The sequence below is a fragment of the Streptoalloteichus hindustanus genome (assembly GCF_900129375.1).
Taxonomy (GTDB): domain Bacteria; phylum Actinomycetota; class Actinomycetes; order Mycobacteriales; family Pseudonocardiaceae; genus Streptoalloteichus; species Streptoalloteichus hindustanus.
Genome location: NZ_FQVN01000004.1, coordinates 523,592 through 539,674, shown reverse-complemented (window position 1 = coordinate 539,674; position 16,083 = coordinate 523,592). Strand labels below are relative to the sequence as shown.

Sequence of the window (16,083 nt, the reverse complement as noted above, 5' to 3'; positions counted from 1 at the left end):
GTGTGCTCCATCCGAGGTACCCAGGGGGGCATGCGGGCGATGTGGAAGGGCGCGATCTCCTTCGGCCTGGTCACCATCGGGGTGAAGCTGTTCGCCGCGACCGAGGAGCACGACTTCCGGTTCCACCAGGTGCACCGGACCGACAACGGCCGGATCCGCTACCAGCGGGTGTGCACGGTCTGCGGCGAGGAGGTCGCCTACGCCGACATCGTCAAGGGCTACGAGCTGGAGGACGGCCGCATGGTCGTCCTGGACACCGAGGACTTCGACAAGCTGCCCGTCTCCACCGACCGGGCCATCGAGGTCGTGGAGTTCGTGCCCGCCGAGGAGGTCGACCCGATCTACTTCCAGAAGAGCTACTACCTGGAGCCGGAGAAACCGGCGGTGCGGCCCTACGTGCTGCTGCGCCAGGCCCTGGAGCGGGTGGACCGGCTGGCGCTGGTGAAGGTCACGCTGCGGCAGCGGGAGACGCTGGCGATCCTGCGCGCCCGGGAGGACGTGCTGGTGCTGCACACCATGCTCTGGCCCGACGAGATCCGCACCCCCGACTTCGGGTTCCTGGAGTCCGACACCACGGTGCGGCCGCAGGAGCTGGAGATGGCCCGCTCGCTGATCGAGAACATGGCCGGCGAGTTCACCCCCGAGGAGTTCCACGACGACTACCGCGAGGCCGTGGCCGCGTTGATCGAGGCCAAGGCCGAGGGCGCCGAGCTGCCCGAGCGGGCCGAGCCGGAGCCGGCCGGCGAGGTGATCGACCTGATGACCGCGTTGGAGCGCAGCGTGGAGGCGGCGCGCTCCTCCCGCGGCGGGGGCCGCGCGGCGTCGAAGGAGGGCGCGCAGCGCGCCAGCGGGCGGAGCAGGGCGGCCAAGACCGGCGCGAAGGAGAAGAAGGAGGAGGCCAAGCCGGCCCGCGCGCGCACCGCGACACCGCGCAAGACCAGCGGCAAGAAGCGACCGGCCTGAGCGCGGCCCGCGCGGGGACCGGGGGCCGCGGCCATGGGTGATCTCAGCGAGTACCGACGCAGACGCGACCCTCGCCGCACGCCCGAGCCGGTGCCGGCCGAGCCCGTGCGGCCCGGCCGTGACGAGCTGTTCGTCATCCAGGAGCACCACGCCCGCCGGCTGCACTGGGACGTGCGGCTGGAACGCGGGGGCGTGCTGGTGTCCTGGGCGGTGCCCAAGGGACTGCCGCCGGACCCGGAGGCGGTGCGGCTGGCGGTGCGCACCGAGGACCACCCGCTGGAGTACGCCGACTTCGAGGGAACGATCCCGGCCGGCGAGTACGGGGCCGGCCGCATGCTCATCTGGGACCGGGGCCGCTACGAGACGGTGAAGTGGGGTCGCGACGAGGTCTCGGTCGTGCTGCACGGCGACCGGGTGCGCGGCCGGTACGTGTTCCTCCGCCGGACGCGCGGCGGCGGGGAGCGGGAGGAGTGGCTGGTGCGGCGTGCCGACCCGCCGCAGGAGCCGGACTGGGAGCCGCTGCCGGCCTCGGTGGCGCCGATGTTGGCCACCGCCGGCGGCCTGCCGCCCGCCGAGCAGGACCCGCAGTGGGCGTACGAGTTCAAGTGGGACGGGGCGCGGGCGCTGGTGCGGGTGGAGGGCGGTCGGGTGACGATCACCTCCCGGTTGGGCAACGACGTCACGCGCAGCTACCCGGAGCTGCGGGCGTTGGGCGAGAGCCTGGGCGCCACCCAGGTGGTGCTGGACGGGGAGATCGTGGCCTTTGCCGGCGGGCGGCCCTCGTTCTCGGCGTTGCAGCGGCGGATGCACGTCACCGGTGAGGCGCAGGCCCGGCGGCTGGCCACCGCGCAGCCGGTCACCTACCTGGTGTTCGACCTGCTGCACCTGGACGGCCGGTCCTGCCTGGAGCTGCCCTACAGCCAGCGGCGTCGGCTGCTGGAGGGGCTGGAGCTGGCCGGGCCGCGCTGGCAGACCCCGCCGTCGTTTCCCGGGCAGGGCGCGGCGGTGCTGCGGGCCAGCCGCGAGCAGGGGCTGGAGGGCGTGGTCGCCAAGCGGTTGTCCTCCCGCTACCAGCCCGGTCGCCGCTCCCCCGACTGGATCAAGATCGCGCACGTGCGGACCCAGGAGGTCGTGGTCGGCGGGTGGCGGCCCGGCCAGGGCCGGCGCGCCGAGACGGTGGGGGCGTTGCTGTGCGGGGTGCCGGTGGCCGAGGGGCTGCGGTTCGTGGGTTCGGTCGGCACCGGGTTCACCGACGCCGACCTGGCGCGCCTGGCGGGGCTGCTGGCGCGCCGCGCCCGCGCGTCCTCGCCGTTCGCCGAGCCGCTGCCGGCCGAGCTGCGGCGCCAGGCCCGCTGGGTCTGCCCCACGCTGGTGGGTGAGGTGGTGTTCCGCGAGTGGACGCGGGACGGGCGGATGCGGGCGCCGTCCTGGCGGGGGCTGCGCCCGGACAAGTCGCCGCGGGAGGTGGCCCTGGATGAGTCCTGACACGGTGGTCACCACGCAGGTGCAGGGGCGTCGCCTGAAGCTGTCGAACCTGGAGAAGGTGCTCTACCCGCAGGAGGGGTTCACCAAGGCCGAGGTGCTCGACTACTACGTGCGGATCGCGCCGGTGCTGCTGCCCTACCTGCGGGCGCGGCCGCTGACCCTGCGCCGCTACCCCGACGGCGTGGACGCGGCGTCGTTCTTCGAGAAGGACGTCTCCCGGCACGCCCCCGCCTGGGTCCGCACCGTGCGGGTGCCCACCCCGGGCAGCGGCAAGGGCGCGGAGGCCGCCGACTTCGCCGTGATCGAGGACCTGCCGACGCTGGTGTGGGTGGCCAACCTGGCGTCGCTGGAGCTGCACGTCCCCCAGTGGACGGTGGGGCCGCGCGGGGCGCGCCGCGACCCCGACCTGCTGGTGTTCGACCTGGACCCCGGCGCGCCGGCCACCGTGGTGGAGTGCTGCCGGGTCGCCGAGCGCCTGCGCGAGCTGCTGACCGCCGACGGCCTGTCGGTGTGGCCCAAGACCAGCGGCTCCAAGGGGCTGCAGCTGTACGTGCCGGTGGCGGTGCCCGGGCCGGAGCGCACCAGCGAGTACGCGCGCGCCGCCGCGGAGTTGCTGGCCCGGCAGACGCCCCGGCAGGTGGTGGCGACGATGGCCAAGCAGGCCCGGCACGGCAAGGTGTTCATCGACTGGAGCCAGAACAACCCGAAGAAGACCACGGTGGCGCCCTACTCGCTGCGGGCCCGACCCCGCCCGACCGTGTCCACCCCGGTGACCTGGGCGGAGGTCGTCGACTGCGCGGGCCCGGAGGACCTGGTGTTCACCGCGCCGCGGGTGCTGGAGCGCGTCGAGGAGTTCGGTGACCTGTTCGACGGGGTGCTCTCCGACGCCACCCGGGAACGCCTGCCCGCCCGGCCCGGTGCCGTCTGACCCGGCGCCGTCTGACCCTCTGGGGGTCACCCGGACGGATGGGCGCGGCCGATGGTGGGCCGTGGTGGGGGCGGGCCGGTGGCACGATGCGGTCTGATGCGAACCAACGGGGCTTGCCGGCTGGCCCGCCCCGGTCCTGTCCAGCGACATCCGCGCGTCCCCGGCGAGGAGCCGGCGGACGAGTTAGGAGGGGTCGTGGCCACCTCCTCCCCCGGGCCCGCCTGGCACGCGGTGCGGCCCATGGACGTCTACCAGGAGCCGTCGACCCGGTGGGGCTGGCACGGCGTGTTCCCCCGGGGCACCCAGGTCGCCGGGTGGGGCACCGTGGTCGTCCTGCTGTTGATGATCTTCACGCTCCAGCGCGGCACCAGCGACTGGCCCGACCTGTGGATGGGCGCCCTCGCCCTGGTCATGGCGATCCTGCTGATCCGCGACCTGGTGCGCCGGCACCGCCTGAACAAGCTGTGACCCCACCAGGTTGTGACCCACCCACCGGTCACCGGCCGATCCGGTGACTCGCTGACCCGATGGTGGGCCGCCGGGGGGCATGCGGCAGGGTGTGCGCATGGTAGGACTTCTTGCTTCCCGCCGCGCCCGACGCTGGTTCGTCGGCGTGGCCAGCGTGCTCGTCTTAGTCACCGCGGCCGGCCTGACACTGTCCCGGGTCGCCAACTCCCGGACGTTCCAGTTCTTCGGCGAGATCGTCGACCGGGTCGACACCGACCAGAAGCTGGTCGCCCTGACCTTCGACGACGGCCCCGACCCCGCCGGCACCCGGGCCGTCCTGGACACCCTGGCCGCCCGGGGCGTGCCGGCGACGTTCTTCCTCATCGGCCGCGACCTCGCCGCGCACCCGGACCTGGGCCGCGCGATCGCGGCGGCCGGCCACGAGATCGGCAACCACAGCTACTCCCACGAGCGCATGGTCGGCGTGACCCCGGGCTGGGTGTCCCGTGAGATCGAGTCCACCGACACCCTCATCCGCGGCACCGGCTACACCGGGGAGATCCACTTCCGGCCGCCCAACGGCAAGAAGCTGCTGGTCCTGCCGCACTACCTGGGCGAACACCAGCGCAAGACGATCACCTGGGACGTCGAGCCGGACTCCGCCTCCCCCAACCAGAACGCCGAAGCGCTCACCACGCAGGTCGTCGAGCGCGTGCGCCCCGGCTCGATCGTGCTGCTGCACCCCATGTACCCGGCCCGCGAGCAGACCAGAGCCGCCCTCGGCCCGATGGTCGACCAGCTCCTCCAGCGCGGCTACCGCTTCGTCACCGTCTCCCAGCTGCTGACCCACGCCCGCCGCTGAGCGGCGCTCCCCGCGCGGGTCGTGAGCGCACACGTTCACGACGACGCCCCGTCCCCCCACCCGGGGGGTGTGGTGGGCGCCGCCCACCACACCCCCCGGGATGTCCTGCCCCCTCAAACAGCGGTCGTCAGAAATGAACGGCCGTCACGCGCCTGGTCCCCTACCCCGCCGTCACCTTGCGGGGATGCCACTTCTGGTCGTCTGGTCCACCCGCCCACACAATGACCGCCGTCCCGTCATGCTTGCTTGACCCGGCGACGCCCATCCAGGTTTCCGTGAACAAATTGTGGAAAGCCAGTCTTCCGTCAGGCTCGGTATGCGTGTACCACCACTGGGACGCTTCGTTCCGACAGGTGTCCTGCAGCACGCGGGCACCGTTACTGGGGCGGTTCGTCTCCACGGACAGACACTTCTCGCTGTGCTTGGCGACGATTTTCACGTAGGTGAAATCACCAATAACTGTCTTGTCTTTGAATGAGAACATCTGGTTGTACGCCCATGGCGTGCAACGCCACTGGATGAGTGGGGTCCGGTCCTCCACCCTGCCGTGCTCCACGTCCAGACACTTGTCGCTGACGTGGTTGACGAGCCGCACGGCGTCGGCCAGCTCCACCTGGTTCGGTGGGGGAACAGGGGTCGCGACATCCGGAGCGGCGGATGCCGACGAGCCCAACAACGACAAGGTCAGGACAACCGCGGCCAGCGAGCTCAACGCCATCCTCGTGGCAGTACGTGCCTTCATGACTCCCCTTTCAAGTTCGCTGCGAAAAGACAGGAGTCAGGACCCGGTGAGATCCTCGGCAAACGCGGCGTCGGACCCTGCCCGATCATCTGACCACATTGCCGCACTCGAACCGCGCCGGGTGTCCTCCCCCGTTCTTCGGCGCGTTTCCACCGTCTCGATGACCCCCGCGGCGATATTAGGCGGAGCTCTGCCGGGTCCAGGTAGAGGCCAATGGAGTGAAGGCTGGAATCTTCCCGCAGTGCGGACCGGATACGGTCCGTTGGGACGTTTCGCGGAGCGACGAGCAGGCTAGACCGAAAAGGGCAGCACAAAACCTGCTGACGGCCGGCAACCTTTCCCGGCGGGGACGTGGATCACAATGCGCGACCTGGCACGGGGCGGTGATTGAGGAGAGCCGGGTCGTGTCGAGGAGTCGGTGCGGTCGCAGGCCCACCCCGAACTGGCCACAGCCGCGACCACTGAGCGCACCCCGCTCCGAGGCCCTGCCGGGGCCGCCGCCCAGGTGAGCGCCGGCCCCAGGAAAAAGGGGGACGGGGAATGCGACGAAAACACGTCCCTGTTCCGCGGGTCGACCGGGTGCTGCGTTCCGGGGAATCGGGACGTGCACGGCGGGGCTGGGGCCGCGCGGCGCAAAGCGATGTTGCGTGAACGACGTTCGCGGCACTAGGGTTCACGTCGTGACTGCCGGGTCTGCCTTCGGGCACACACGAGAGAGTCGCCCGGCCGCCGAGTGAGCGCCGGGCGGCCGAGAGCGCCGCCCCCGTCGGGATTTCCGCGCGATCCGCGCGACGTTGCCCCTGGCTGACGGTGCCCTCCACCCCCGCCACACGAGCACGTCCCCACCGACCCGCGACCGCGTTGTCGCGCGCGGTCGGATATTCGGACGTGTCTTCCCCACACCGGGCTCGCCACCACGCGCGCCTGATTTCCACGCTCTCACCGGGCGGGTTTCCGCATGCGGCGAAAACCGGCCCGGGACAGACCACGAACCGGAGACGAAACAAAGCATGCCCAGCGATTTCAACCAGCGTGTCATCGACGAGTTCCGCGCCAACAACGGCCGGGTCGGGCCGCCCTTCGACGGTGGCCGGCTGCTCCTGCTGACCACCACCGGAGCGCGCTCGGGGAAGGAGCACACCACCCCCGTCGCCTACCTGCCCGACGGCGACCGGGTCCTGGTCATCGCCTCGGCCGGCGGAGCGCCCAACCACCCGGCCTGGTACCACAACCTGGTCGCCCACCCCCGGGTCACCGTCGAGGACGGCGTCTTCACCTACGAGGCCCAGGCCACCGTCCTGGAGGGCGCCGAACGCGACGCCGCCTTCGCCCGCGCCGTCGAGGTCGACCCCGCCTGGGCCGACTACCAGGTCAGGACCTCCCGGGTCCTTCCCGTGGTCGCCCTGGAGCAGGTCGCGGGCGGGCCGCCCAACGCCTCCTCGCCGGGCGCGGGGCTCAAGCTGGTCCACGACGCGTTCCGGCGCGAGCTCGCCCTGATCCGCGCCGAGGTCGCCCGGTCCGGGCCGCGCCTGGGCGCCCAGCTCCGGGTGAACTGCCTGACCCTGTGCCAGGGGCTGCACCACCACCACACGATGGAGGACACCGGCATGTTCCCGTACCTGGCCCAGCACCACCCCGAGCTCGCCCCGGTGCTGCGCCGGCTGGACGAGGAGCACAAGACGGTCGCCACCCTCCTGGCCGACCTGCAGAAGGTCATCTCCGCCGAGGGCGCCGACACCGCGCTGGTGCTGTCCGAGGTCGAGCGCCTGACCAAGGAGCTGGAGGACCACCTGACCTACGAGGAGCAGCAGCTGATCCCCATCCTCGACGCCTGACCCGCCGCACGGCGGTCTGGGGGGAGATCACGGTGGGGCGCCCGCGTCGGCGCCCCACCACCGCAGGACACACCGCGCGGCGGCGTTCCGGTGGCGCTACCGCGCCTGGGCGGCCCAGTCGGCCCGCAGCAGCTCGTACTCGACCTCGCCGTGCTCGGTGCCCGGCAACGGGTCGTCGAAGTGCGGGTGGAAGGTCCGCACGTGGCGCAGGCCGGCCTTCTCCATCACCCGGCGGGAGGCGAGGTTGACCGCCATCGTCTGCGCCCACACCCGCCGCACACCCAGCTCGGCGAACGCCATCCGGACCAGCGCGCGGGAGCCCTCGGTGGCATACCCCCGACCCCACACCGACGCCTTGAGGCGGTAGCCCAGCTCCACCTCCTCCACCCCGCCGTCCTCGGCAGGCCGCAGCGCCAACCACCCCAGGAACTCCCCGCCGTGGCGGTGGTGGGCCGCCCAGCGCCCCGCCGGCCCACGCCGGTAGTCGCGCAGGATCGCGGGCAGCACCTCGTCCTCGATCTCGGCGCGCGGCGTCGGCTCTCCGGTGAGGAACCGCATCACCTCGGGATCGCTGTCCAGGTCCACGAGGTTGTCCACATCGGACTCGGTGAACCGACGCAGCACCAACCGCTCCGTCTCCAGGACGACCAGCACCGCGCTCCCCCTCCGACGCCGTGGTTTCCGCGCATCCTGCCGGAACCCCGCGTCCGCCCGCCCCGAGTTTTCCCGCCGGCCACGCTCACCCTCCGGGCAGGGCTCCGGGCAGGGCTCCGGGCAGCCCCGGGTTGGCTGGGGTGAGCCTCCGAACGGGGTGCCACCCACACGGGTTCCTGGCTTCGGCGCGAGGGTCACTCACAGGTGCGGTGGGTTCTCTCGTTCCGGCGGCGGTGGTTTGCGCCTCAGGTCGTCGGGCAAGCCGCGTGGCGGCGCGTCCCGGGGACGCGCCGCCACTGGGTGGAGGTGAAACCCGTGAACCTGTTCGAAGAGATCACGCCGCGTGAACCGGAGATCGTTCCCCAGACCATCTGCATCTGTCTCGTCGGCGTGGACGTCGACGACGAGAACGAGGAGTGAGGAGTCGGACCGCCGGTGGCCGGCGGCGGGGTCGCGGGTGGGTCACCACCCGCGACCCCCACCTGGCTCAGGGCCGCGCCGCCACAGCCGTGGAAGAGATCGAAGAGATCGGGACTACCGGCCGGCCTGGCTGTCGAGGGCGGCGACGACCGCGTCCATGACGCGCTGCCAGTGCTCCCGCTGCCGCTCCCGTTCGGCGGCGTCGGCCAGCCGCTCCTGGTGGAAGCGCAGCACCGTCCGCTCGTCGCCGCTGACCGTGAGCTGCACCGTCGTCTCGTGGTCCCAGTCCGCCGGCTGCCAGGTCAGCCGCACCCGGTCGTGCTCGCGCAGGCTCCGGACCTGCCCCACGGTGCCCTCGGCGGTCCGGTAGGCCGCGCCCCTGTCCGCCGACAGGCGGGCGCCCTCGCCCAACCACACCGCCAGCCCCGCCGCGCTGGTCACGAACTCCCACACCCGCTCCCGCGGGTGCGGCAGGGTGCGGGACACCCCGATCTGGAAGCCGGCGTCCCGGGTCTGGCCCACCACGTGCGTCATGGTGTGCAGTGTGCACGGGACCCCGACAGAAACCGGCGCGGGGTCAGCGGACGCCGATCGTGGTGGCGTCCCTGGCGTGCAGCGTGCCGCCCCAGCCCGGCGGGCGCTCCAGCAGCGTGCACACCGCGCCGTCAGGGTCGGCGACCACGCACACCCGGCCGATCGGGGCCGTCACCGGCGCCACCACCACCTGACCGCCCAGCTCGGCGCAGCGGTGGGCCGCCGCCCCGGCGTCGGCCACCGAGAAGTAGCACATCCAGCCGGAGTCGAGGAGCTCCCGCTGCTGCGGCTCGGGCACCATCCTTCCGGTCACGGCCCGCTCGCCCAGCCGGTAGACCGCGTAGGGCTCCAGGGAGCCGTCGGCCCCGCCGGCCTGGACCTCCCAGCCCAGCGCCCCCGCCCAGAACCCGTCGGAGGCGTGGGCGTCGGGGCCGCCGCGGGCCACCCGCAGCTCCACCCAACACGGCTCGCCGGTGCGGGGCGCCGGGGCCCACGGGCCGTGCTGGACCCGCCCGGAGTCGTAGTCGGCCACCACCCCGACCGGCCCGGCCAGCGACCGCCGTTGTCGGCGGGGGCCGCCCCCGCTGCCGAACACCACGTGCCAGCCGGGTTGTTCGCCCTCGTCGGGGCGGCGGCAGGTGGCCACCTGCCGTTCACCCACCCAGCAGGCCACCTCCGGCCCGACCGGGGAGAGCACCACCCAGCCGAGCAGGTCGGACCAGAACCGGGCCGCGTCGGCCGGGTCGTCGGTGAGCAGGTCGATACGGCGCAGGCCGCGCACGGGCGCCTCAGCGGTCACGAGCACTCCGGAGTGGACGTCACGGAAAGACAACGGACGGTCATCGATCCTGCTGCGTACCGGTGGGTGTGGACAATGCTCCGTTCGGCGGCACGAGCAGCGTCCGCAGCGGTCGGGCGCGGCCGAGGTGGAAGCCCTGGGCGACGGTCACCCCCAGCCGGCGCAGCGCCTCCACCTGCGAGGGGCGCTCCACCCACTCGGCCACCGCCGACAGACCCAGCCCCCGCGCGATCTCGATCATGCCGGTGACCAGCACCGCGTCCCGGTGCCCGTCGTCGATGCCGCGCACGAACTCGCCGTCGATCTTCAGGCCGGTGATCGGCAGGTGCTTGAGGTGCACGAAGGAGCCGAAGCCGGAGCCGAAGTCGTCCAGGGTGATCCGGCAGCCCGCGGCGCGCAGCCGGCGGGCCAGCACCTGGGCGGCCTCCAGGTTGGTCACCGCCGCGGTCTCGGTGATCTCCAGGCCCAGCCGGCCCGGCGTCACCCCGGCGTGGGCCAGCCGGTCCAGCACGAAACAGGCGAAGTCCGGGTCCTCCAGGGTGCGGCCGGAGACGTTGACGTCGAAGCGCAGCTCCGGGTCGGGGTGGGCGACCAGGGCGTCGATGGCCTGGCCCAGCACCCAGCGGTCGATCTCCAGCACCAGGTCGGAGCGCTCGGCGGCGGGCAGGAACTCGGCGGGCCCCGGGGCGGGCACCTGCCCGTCCTCCAGCCGCAGCAGCAGCTCGTGGCCCACGACCCGGCCGTCGCGCAGGTCCACCATCGGCATCGCGTGCAGCGCCAGCCCGCCGTTCTCCAGCGCCGCGCGCACCCGGTCCAGCACCGACACGCGCTTGGCGGTGTCGTCGTAGTAGCCGCTCTCGTAGACGGTGACCCGGTTGCGGCCGGCCGACTTCGACGCGTACAGGGCGAGGTCGGCGTTGGCCAGCACGCCCTCCCAGCCGTCGCCCCGGCTGTACTGGGCCACCCCGACGCTGACAGTCATCCGGGTGGTGGCGCCGGCGGCGGCCACCGGCAGGGCGGCCACGGCGGTGGACAGGTTCTCGGCGGCCTCCTTGCCCTCGGCGACGCTGGCGCCGGGCAGCACGACGGCGAACTCGTCGCCGCCCAGGCGGGCGATCATCTGGTCGGCGGCCAGGTGCTCCCGCAGCGTGCTGGCCAGCAGCCGCATCACCCGGTCGCCGACGGCGTGGCCGCGCAGGTCGTTGACGTCCTTGAAGTTGTCCAGGTCCAGCAGCAGCAGCGTGCCGTGGCCGCCGGTGGCCAGCTGCCGCTCCAGCTCCCTGGTCAGGGCCCGCCGGTTGGGCAGGCCGGTCAGCGGGTCCTCCTCGGCCATGCGCAGCAGCTCGGCGTGCAGCCGGTAGGCCTGGGTGATGTCGTGGGCGGTGCCCAGCATCCGCACCGGCACGCCGTCGCCGTCGGCGATGACCTCGCCGTAGCACTCGAAGATGCGTTCGGTGCGGCGGTCGGCCATGAGCATGCGGTGGGTGTAGGTGAAGCGTTCCCCGGTGCGCAGCGACCGCTGCAGGGAGTCCTCGACGACGGTGAAGTCCTCGGGGTGGATCAGGGTGGTGTAGCTGGCGTAGTCCAGCTCGGTGCCGGGCGGGAAGCCCAGCATCTCCAGCAGCGCGTCCGACCACACCACGCGGTCCTCGGCGATGAACCACTCCCAGTTGCCCATGCGGCCCAGCACCTGGGCGCGGTGCAGCGACTGGGCCTGCTGGGAGGCCTCCAGCTCCCGGTCCCGCCACGCGGTGACGTCCACCGCCGTGTAGAGCAGGCCGTCGGGCCCCAGCCGGGAGCAGCCGATCTCCAGCCAGCGGTGGCCGTCCTCGCCGTTGGTGGGGGCCAGCACCGCGGTGGCCTCGTGCGGCCCGTCGGGCACGCCGGGCAGCAGCGCGGGCAGCGACCGGCCCACGACCTGCTCCAACGGCAGGCGCAGCAGGCCGGCCAACGCGGGGTTGGCCCACTGGAGCCGGCCGAGCGGGTCGGTGACGCCGAAGCCGATGTCGGTGCACTGCAGCACGTGGTGCGGCAGCGCGGGGTCCTCGCTCCAGCCCACCGGGTCGTGGTGCACGACCTGGGGGCAGCTGTTGTCGCGCAGGTCTGGCGCGTCGGTCACCTGCTGCTCCTCCTCGCCGCCGGCGACATCGTCGCCGGCCGGCGCGGCCATGGGCAAGCCGCGGACTGCGGCCGTCCCGCCGCCCATCCCGTCTACCGCAGCCGTTCCAGCCGGTGCGCCGCCTCGGCGAGCCCGGCGGCCATGTGGCGCAGCTCGTCGCGGCCGACGCCGTCCTCGGCGGCGGTGACCACGTCCTCGGCCGCGCAGCGGAGCTGGAACACCCGGTCCTGCAGGTCGGCCAGCTCCTCGGCGGAGAGCACGACCGCGTCCTCGGGCAGGCCGCCGCGGTGGACCGCGGCGCGTTGCTCGTAGGCGCGTTGTCGGCAGGGCTGCCCGCAGTAGCGGCGGGGGCGCCCCACCCGGGTGCCGTGCGGGAGCCGTTGCCCGCACCACGCGCAGTGCCGGGCCTGCCGGCGAGTCGACGGGAACGTCGTGTCGGCCGCCACATCCATGGGGCGCGACGTTATCCGGCTACCCGCCGGTCACGGGAACGCCACGCCACCACCCAGGTGGTTGATCTTGAGGGGAGAACGCGGAGGATCACCGGTTCGGGCAGACTGGTTCACCGTGCCGACCCGCCACCCCTACCTCGACGGACCGCACCCCCGTGCCTTCGCCCACCGCGGCTGGCACGTCGATGACCTGGCGGGCATGGAGAACGCGTTGAGCGCGTTCCGGCGCGCCGCCGCCGAGGGGTACCACTACCTGGAGACCGACGTCCACGCGACCGCGGACGGGGTCGTGGTGGTGCACCACGACGCGTCGCTGGACCGCACGACCGACGGGCGGGGCGCGGTGGCCGGCCTGTCGTGGAAGGCGGTGTCGAGGGCGCGCATCGCCGGTCGGGAGCCGGTGTGCCGGCTGGTGGACCTGCTGGAGGAGCTGCCGGAGGCGCGCCTGAACGTTGACGTGAAGTCCGACGCGGCGGTGGAGCCGGTGCTGGCGGCGCTGCGCCGGGCCAACGCGTGGGACCGGGTGTGCCTGGCGTCCTTCGACGAGCGGCGGCTGGCCCGGCTGCGGCGGCTGGGCGGGCCGAGGCTGCTGACGTCGCTGGGGCCGCGGTCGGCGGGCGCGTTGTGGGCCGGCGCCAGGGTTCCGGGGCTGCCGCTGCGCCGGGCCGTGCGCGGCGCGCTGGCCCAGCTCCCGCGCCGGCACGGCCGGTTGACGGTGGTGGACCGGCCGTTGGTGCGGCTGGCCCACCGCTGGGGGCTGGAGGTCCACGTGTGGACCGTCGACGACGAGGCGGAGATGGTGGAGCTGCTGGGCCTGGGCGTGGACGGGCTGGTGACCGACCGCCCGGACCTGTTGCGCGCGGTGCTGCGCGCCCGGGGGTCCTGGCCGGCGGCGGTGTGAGTCGGGCGCGGTCGGCAAGTGGGGTGTGCCCGCCGGCCACGCCGCCCGGTTGTTTTGTCGTGCGTCCGGGTGAGGCTCGGGCCGGTCGCCGCGCGTTTCCGTCGCCGCCGGTGAGGTCCGCCGGGAGCAGCTGCTCGGTGAGCAGTCGGCGGACCCGCTCGACGCGGTCGGGGGCGTCGAGCCAGGAGTCCAGCAGCCGCCAGCCGTGGAAGTAGTCGAGCACGGACAGGCCATGCCGGTGGCCCGCAGCGAGCCCAGCACGCCGGCGGTCTGGGCGTCGGACAGCAGGGCCCAGTGCGAGAGGTAGGCGGCCCGCTCCGCGTCCGGTCGGCCCTCGGCGGCCATCAACGAGGCGTTGGCCCAGACCCCGAAACGGTGCCGCCAGGGTTCTCGGTCATCCGCCGGTTGACGCGCAGCGCCAGGAACGCGTAGTCGCGTAACCACTGCTCCGGGGTCATGGCCACGGAAGTCCTCCTGTTCGGCCCTTGGTGTGGAGTGCGCCGTGGGCGGCTACAGCTCCGAGTCGCCCCAGGCGGTGACGGTGAGCTGGTCGCCGAGGGAGATCTTGCCGGGTCGCAGCACGGCGAACTTGACGCCGAGGGCGACGCCGCCCTGGGCGGCGCGGCGGTAGGTGGCCAGGGTGCGCAGGGGTTCGGGGCCGGCCTTGGCGGCGGTGTCCTGGTCGACCAGGGTCACCGCGCAGCGGATGGCGAGCTTGCTGTAGCCCAGCTCGACGTCGCCGACGGTGAGGCGGCGCAGTCGGTCCTCGGCGTGGTCGGCCCACCCGTCGACGACGATGTTGGGGCGGAAGCGGCTCATCGGCACCGGGTGGCCGCCTCCGGCGGTGATCCGCTCGTTGAGCGCGGCCCAGGAGGCCGCGGTCATCAGGTGGAGGGGGCTGCTGTCGGCGTAGCCGGAGGTGCCGGGCGTGTGGCCGTCGACGACGCGGTCGTGCTCGGGGGGCACCCGCACCAGCCGGCTGGGCGTGCCCAGCACCTCGGTCAGCCACGCGGCCACCGGCTCGCCCTGGTCGATGCCCCGCATCGGAGCGCCGAACAGGTCCACCTCGCGGCGGGCCGAGGTGAGGTCCACGTCCACGCGCAGCGGCTCGACGCCGGGTGCGTGCAGGGTCAGGGTCCGGCCGTCGTCGCCGATCCGGGGCTGGACGAGCGCCAGGCGCCGGTCGCGGCGTTGGGTGCGGAACACGCCGTGGGCGTCGACGACCATGAAGGAGCGGTCGTGGGCCAGTCCGGCCGGGGTCACCGTCGCGTCCGCCGTCGGGGTGCCCGCGCATCCCTTGACGGGGTAGGAGTGCAGTTCGAGTACCTTGGCCACGCCGGTGATCCTTCCGGCTCGACGCCGGGATGTGGTGGGGGTTTTGCCGGGACGGGGTGGAGCGCGGCAGGCCCCGCCTCGCGGTCGGGTGGGAGCGCGCCGCACCGGGGCGACGCGGATGCGACCGATCTCCCCTCCATCACCCGATCGGGTCAGTACAGTCCGCCCGGACGGCGAGGAGGCGGGATGACTGCGGTGGCCGAGGGCCCACACCCGACGCGCGACCCGGCGCGGCGGCGGCACGAGCAGCGCGGCTGGGTCTGGTACGACTGGGCGAACTCGGTGTTTCCCACCTCGGTGGTCACCGTGTTCCTGTCGCTGTACCTGACCTCGGTGGCGCAGAGCGCCGCCCGGGCCGACACCGCGCGCAACGGCGTGGACCCCTGCCCGGGCGGGGACGCCCTGCGGTCCTGCGACATCTCGGTGTTCGGGTTCGCCTTCCCCGCCGGGTCGCTGTGGGGTTACCTGCTGTCGCTGGCCACGGTGGTGCAGGTGCTGGTGCTGCCGGTCACCGGGGCGATCGCCGACCGCACCCAGAACAAGCGGCGGATGCTGGGGGTCTTCGCGTTCGTCGGGGCCGCGGCCACCGCCCTGCTGGGCCTGGTCGCCGGCGCGGACTGGCAGCTCGGCGTGGTGCTGTTCGTGCTGGCCAACATCTGCTTCGGCGCCTCGGTGGTGGTCTACTACGCGTTCCTGCCCGAGATCGCCACGCCCGACGAGCGCGACGCGGTGTCCTCCCGGGGCTGGGCGTTCGGCTACCTCGGCGGCGGGGTGGCGCTGGCGCTGCAACTGGCGCTGTATCTGGCCCACTCCTCGCTCGGGCTGGGCCAGTCCGACGCGGTGCGGATCATCTTCGTGACCACCGGGCTGTGGTGGGCCGCGTTCACGCTGGTTCCCCTGGCGCGGCTGCGCCGCCACCAGGCGCCGCACGGCGGGGAGCGGGGCGTCTCGGCGCTGGGCGCGGGGTTCCGCGAGCTGGCCGGCACCCTGCGCGAGGCGCGGCGGTTCCCGCTGACGCTGGCGTTCCTGGGCGCCTACCTGATCTACACCGACGGCATCTCCACGGTGGCCAACGTGGCCGGCCAGTACGGCAAGTTCGAGTTGCGGCTGGCCGAGGACGCCCTGATCACCACGATCCTGATCGTGCAGTTCATCGCGTTCGTCGGCGGGGTGCTGCACGGGGTGGCCGCGCGGCGCTTCGGCGCGCGGCGCACGATCCTGGGCAGCCTGCTGGTGTGGATCGTGGTGGTGGGGGCCGCCTACTTCGTGCAGGCCGGCCAGCAGTTGCAGTTCTACGGCCTGGCGGTGGGCATCGGTCTGGTGCTGGGCGGCACCAACGCGTTGTCGCGGTCGCTGTTCTCGCAGATGGTGCCGCCGGGGCGGGAGGCGCAGTACTTCTCGCTCTACGAGGTGGGCGAGCGCTCCACCTCCTGGCTGGGGCCGCTGGTGTTCGCCGGGGTGGGGCAGGCCACCGGCTCCTACCGGCTGGCGATCATCTCCATGGTGGCGTTCTTCGTGGTCGGGTTCGCGCTGGTGTCGCTGGTGCCGGTGCGGCGGGCGATCCGCGCGGTGGGCAACCCCGAACCCCGCGTGCTGTAGGCGGCGCG

At 73.3% G+C, this 16,083-nt stretch carries 15 protein-coding genes; 8 read left to right on the top strand and 7 right to left on the bottom strand.

What is annotated here, in order from left to right; translation table 11 throughout:
• Positions 1–30: 30 nt before the first annotated feature.
• The 5 genes from ku to BUE43_RS15300 all read left to right on the top strand — a co-directional run bounded on the left by ku (position 31) and on the right by BUE43_RS15300 (position 4,685).
• The gene (ku, locus tag BUE43_RS15320) at positions 31–963 is read left to right on the top strand and encodes a non-homologous end joining protein Ku (RefSeq protein ID WP_073483563.1); all 933 of its coding nucleotides are present in this window, start codon (positions 31–33) and stop codon (positions 961–963) included.
• Positions 964–996: 33 nt separating this feature from the next.
• Positions 997–2,448 (top strand): non-homologous end-joining DNA ligase, encoded by a 1,452-nt coding sequence (gene ligD, locus BUE43_RS15315; protein ID WP_073483561.1) that lies wholly within the window; start codon positions 997–999, stop codon positions 2,446–2,448.
• Positions 2,438–3,376: a non-homologous end-joining DNA ligase gene (gene ligD, locus BUE43_RS15310; RefSeq protein ID WP_073483559.1), complete on the top strand. Its 939-nt coding sequence runs from the start codon at positions 2,438–2,440 to the stop codon at positions 3,374–3,376. The genes ligD (BUE43_RS15315) and ligD (BUE43_RS15310) overlap by 11 nt, the downstream gene beginning before the upstream one ends.
• Before the next feature lie 195 nt (positions 3,377–3,571).
• Positions 3,572–3,844: a DUF2631 domain-containing protein gene (locus tag BUE43_RS32760; RefSeq protein ID WP_159447737.1), complete on the top strand. Its 273-nt coding sequence runs from the start codon at positions 3,572–3,574 to the stop codon at positions 3,842–3,844.
• Between the two features lie 97 nt (positions 3,845–3,941).
• On the top strand, positions 3,942–4,685 hold the full coding sequence (locus BUE43_RS15300; RefSeq protein ID WP_073483922.1) for a polysaccharide deacetylase family protein: 744 nt from the start codon (positions 3,942–3,944) through the stop codon (positions 4,683–4,685).
• Between the two features lie 160 nt (positions 4,686–4,845).
• Here BUE43_RS15300 and BUE43_RS15295 read toward each other — a convergent pair whose 3' ends face one another.
• Complete coding sequence (locus BUE43_RS15295) at positions 4,846–5,403, bottom strand: RICIN domain-containing protein (protein ID WP_073483557.1); 558 nt, start codon at positions 5,401–5,403, stop codon at positions 4,846–4,848.
• A 1,034-nt stretch (positions 5,404–6,437) separates the two neighbouring features.
• Between BUE43_RS15295 and BUE43_RS15290 the strand changes: the two genes are divergently transcribed.
• Positions 6,438–7,262 carry a nitroreductase/quinone reductase family protein gene (locus BUE43_RS15290; RefSeq protein ID WP_073483555.1) on the top strand — a complete coding sequence of 275 codons (825 nt, stop codon included), beginning with the start codon at positions 6,438–6,440 and terminating at the stop codon, positions 7,260–7,262.
• Between the two features lie 96 nt (positions 7,263–7,358).
• Here the strand turns inward: BUE43_RS15290 and BUE43_RS15285 are convergent, their stop codons facing one another.
• From BUE43_RS15285 to BUE43_RS15265, 5 genes are all read right to left on the bottom strand, one after another.
• Positions 7,359–7,916, bottom strand: coding sequence for a GNAT family N-acetyltransferase (locus tag BUE43_RS15285; protein ID WP_073483553.1), 558 nt, complete (start codon positions 7,914–7,916; stop codon positions 7,359–7,361).
• Between the two features lie 534 nt (positions 7,917–8,450).
• Entirely contained in the window at positions 8,451–8,870 is a 420-nt protein-coding gene (locus tag BUE43_RS15280) for an SRPBCC family protein (protein WP_073483551.1), read from the bottom strand.
• Between the two features lie 43 nt (positions 8,871–8,913).
• Positions 8,914–9,669, bottom strand: a complete 756-nt coding sequence (locus BUE43_RS15275) for a VOC family protein (RefSeq protein ID WP_073483919.1) — start codon at positions 9,667–9,669, stop codon at positions 8,914–8,916.
• 40 nt (positions 9,670–9,709) lie between these two features.
• The gene (locus tag BUE43_RS15270; RefSeq protein WP_234995734.1) at positions 9,710–11,788 is read right to left on the bottom strand and encodes a putative bifunctional diguanylate cyclase/phosphodiesterase; all 2,079 of its coding nucleotides are present in this window, start codon (positions 11,786–11,788) and stop codon (positions 9,710–9,712) included.
• Positions 11,789–11,880: 92 nt separating this feature from the next.
• Positions 11,881–12,240 carry a hypothetical protein gene (locus BUE43_RS15265; RefSeq protein WP_073483549.1) on the bottom strand — a complete coding sequence of 120 codons (360 nt, stop codon included), beginning with the start codon at positions 12,238–12,240 and terminating at the stop codon, positions 11,881–11,883.
• Positions 12,241–12,355: 115 nt separating this feature from the next.
• Here BUE43_RS15265 and BUE43_RS15260 point away from each other — a divergent pair, with 115 nt between their 5' ends.
• A complete protein-coding gene (locus tag BUE43_RS15260; RefSeq protein WP_073483547.1) occupies positions 12,356–13,141 on the top strand; it encodes a glycerophosphodiester phosphodiesterase family protein in 786 nt (261 codons plus the stop codon).
• Between the two features lie 510 nt (positions 13,142–13,651).
• Here BUE43_RS15260 and BUE43_RS15255 read toward each other — a convergent pair.
• On the bottom strand, positions 13,652–14,476 hold the full coding sequence (locus BUE43_RS15255; RefSeq protein WP_073483545.1) for an MOSC domain-containing protein: 825 nt from the start codon (positions 14,474–14,476) through the stop codon (positions 13,652–13,654).
• A 186-nt stretch (positions 14,477–14,662) separates the two neighbouring features.
• Between BUE43_RS15255 and BUE43_RS15250 the strand changes: the two genes are divergently transcribed.
• Positions 14,663–16,075 carry an MFS transporter gene (locus BUE43_RS15250; RefSeq protein WP_073483543.1) on the top strand — a complete coding sequence of 471 codons (1,413 nt, stop codon included), beginning with the start codon at positions 14,663–14,665 and terminating at the stop codon, positions 16,073–16,075.
• Positions 16,076–16,083 lie beyond the last annotated feature (8 nt).